General features: G+C 67.4%; 1 protein-coding gene and 2 pseudogenes. All 3 read right to left on the bottom strand.

Annotated elements, in window-relative coordinates; all coding sequences use genetic code 11:
* Positions 1–97 precede the first annotated feature (97 nt).
* Positions 98–596, bottom strand: a pseudogene (locus tag Manayef4_RS22690) (helix-turn-helix domain-containing protein); the annotation flags it as partial.
* Between the two features lie 40 nt (positions 597–636).
* Positions 637–1,014: pseudogene (gene tnpA / locus Manayef4_RS08105) on the bottom strand (IS200/IS605 family transposase); the annotation flags it as partial.
* 706 nt (positions 1,015–1,720) lie between these two features.
* On the bottom strand, positions 1,721–2,575 hold the full coding sequence (locus Manayef4_RS08095) for an SAM-dependent methyltransferase (protein WP_070131171.1): 855 nt from the start codon (positions 2,573–2,575) through the stop codon (positions 1,721–1,723).
* Positions 2,576–2,864 lie beyond the last annotated feature (289 nt).

Below are 2,864 nucleotides of genomic sequence, written 5' to 3'. Positions count from 1 at the left end.
ACGCCACACCCTGCGACTCGGCCCACTCCTTGAGGTTCACATGACCATCATAGCTCACTATAGAGCGCCAATGACTACTGGACGAGCGACAGTTGACACCCTCGCGTTTGACGGACAGGATCTTGACTGCGCCCTGTACCGGCCGGCGCTGGTGGACCTTCACGTGCCCGACACCCTGGAACCGCACAAACGTCCGGGCCGGGTTGTCAGGCTGGGAGTCCCAACGGCAGCCGTCGTTGTCGACAGGCCACGTCACGGTGTCGAAGTGCCCGGCGCCCTTGAAGCGCGGGTAGCCGGGCGTCTCGCCAGCCTTCACATGGCGGAAGAACGCGGCGAACGACAGGTTGAGGCGTCGCAGGGTGGCCTACTGGGAGGAGAACGACCATCGGGCCTGAGGTGGGTCGTACGCCCGGATGTCCTTCAGCTGGGCCGACTTGGTCCCCGTACTCGACCCTGGTCTTCGACGGGTGCGCGTAGGCGCCCCGACGCTCCCGCAACGCCGCGTTGTAGAGCGCGCGGTGGTCGTTCAGCATCACGGTCAACGACGCGACCTGATGCGCCGTCGGGCGCAGCAGGAACTTGTACGTCCGCCTCACGCGCCGCCGCCTTGCGCCACGGGCGTTCGTTCTGCGTCTCGATGTACCGGGTCACCGTCCCGGCTGACACCGCGCCGACGGTCGCCACGAAGTACGACCGGGACCACAGGGTGGGCAGCCGGGATCTGAGATGCGGGAACTCGGCGCGCAGCACGTGGGACGTGAAGCCCTTCAACTGGTTCGCAACGTACGACGGGGAGTGCTTCGGGTGAGCCTTGACGAACAGGTGCACGTGGTCCGGCTCGACCTCCAGCGCGATGACCGGCCAGTCATGCTCGGCGCACTTCTCGCGCAGCAGCGCGTCAAGCCGCTCGCGCACCCCGCCGGTGAGCACGGGACGGCGATACTTGGGGCACCACACGACGTGGTAGCCGAGGTCGTAGACCCCGCCCGCGCCCGCCGTCACCTGCCGTCCCATGCCACCGACTATACCAGCGTGGCATGTCTAGTCACTTGCGGTCCGTAGCGGATTCCCCTGTCGCCTGAAGGCGACAATCCCCTCCGGACAACTCGATGGGCGGACCCGGCGAGTCTTCGGTGGATGATCTGGGCCTACATCAGGGCTGGCGGCGCGGCGGAGACGTMCCGTCCCCGCGGGGGCCTACCCGCCGAGGTGTGGGCGCTCGACTGGCACCGGCTGTGGATTATCGCCTGGTATCTCGACCAGGCGGYCGTGTGGATGCCGGAGCCGGACCGGGATGCCTTCGTGGCCTCGGTGGTKCGCCCCTGGACCCTCTGCCGCCCTGGGATCCCCCGCGGCACGGGGAACAGYCCACCCTCGGCCTCCGGCTCCACCACGGCGCGTCTCCCCCCTCGGCATCCACCGGGCCTCGACGACCCGCCACGAATGCTGTGCCCTCGATCGCCGCATACTTGATCGCCGCATACTTGATTGCTGTGTACTCGGTTCACAGACTACACCACCGTCATCGGCGACGAAAGCCACCATCCCACCCGGGTCCGACACGTCGGCCGGTGAATGCGCAGGACCTGAGCACGGTCCACGGTCCCCTGGACCGTGCCTTGCCCCCCACAACGTGGCCACCGCGCATGGGACCACCGCGCATGGGACCACCGCGCGATCATGCGGACCCGACCTCGTGAACGCTCGCGCGGGTCAGTGCTCAGGGCATCCGGGCAACACCGCCGTACCAGCTGACCTGGGCATCGGTCGGGCCGTCCGGGGTCACCTCGGCCCGCCAGCGWTGGACGATCTGCACTCCCGGCTCGACGAGCTCCAGACCGTCGAAAAAACGTTCGACTTCGGCGCGGGTACGCGTCGTGAGGGGGATCCCCCGCTGCCGGTAGACCTCGACAAGCCGTCCGGCCTCCCCCGGCGCGGCATCGGCCGTGCAGTGAGTGAACGCCAGATAGCTACCCGAGGGCAGGGCGTCGAGGTAGCGACGGACAAGGCCGTAGGGATCATCGGAATCGGGAAGAAAATGCATGATCGCGATCAGGGACAGCGCGATGGGGCGGCTCAGGTCGAGCGTGTCGCGTACCTCGGCCGAAGCCAGGATCTTCCCCGGTTCCCGCAGGTCGGCGTTCAGATAGGCGATACGACCCTCGGGTGTGCCGGTCAGCAGGGCGCGAGCGTGCACGAGGACGATCGGGTCGTTGTCCACGTAGATCACCCGCGTGTCGGGAGCGATACCCTGGGCGACCTCATGCAGGTTCGGCGAGGTCGGGATGCCGGTGCCGATGTCAAGAAACTGGCGGATACCCGCCTCCTTGGCAAGGAACAGGGTGGCGCGGTGGACGAACGCCCGGTTCTGCTGGGCGGCGATGCGCAGGGCCGGGAATACCTCCAGCGCCCGCTCGGCGGCTTCCCTGTCAGCGGGGAAGTTGTCCTTGCCAGCCAGAAAGTAGTCGTACATCCGCGCGGAATGCGGCACGTCCGTCCGCAGCTCCACCCGCTCCACCGTCTCCACCCGCTCCACTGGCGTGTTCCAGCGGTCATCCGTCGGGTTGTCGCTCACGTCCCGGCCCCTCAATCGCGTCTAGGTATGCTCGGCGTTCCCCGCCACCTCCATCGGACGGCCGGCTGACCTGCGGCGCTGCCGGTGCCGAGGGAGAACGGATGTGTTGTCACTGAATTATGGTGCTTCGCCTGCGGATGGTGGCAGGCGGCTTTAGGGGCTCTCCGCGGTACACCATGATCCACATTTTCCCGCCTACCATTCAGTAACGGCCGGTGGTGACGTGATGTAGTCACGGGCCGGGGTGGAAGAGGGGCGCACCCGCCACATCGACCAGGACCTGCCCCGG

This window comes from Frankia sp. CgMI4 (genome assembly GCF_001756285.1).
GTDB classification, from domain to species: domain Bacteria; phylum Actinomycetota; class Actinomycetes; order Frankiales; family Frankiaceae; genus Frankia; species Frankia casuarinae.
This window is presented reverse-complemented; position numbering and strand designations above follow the sequence as displayed.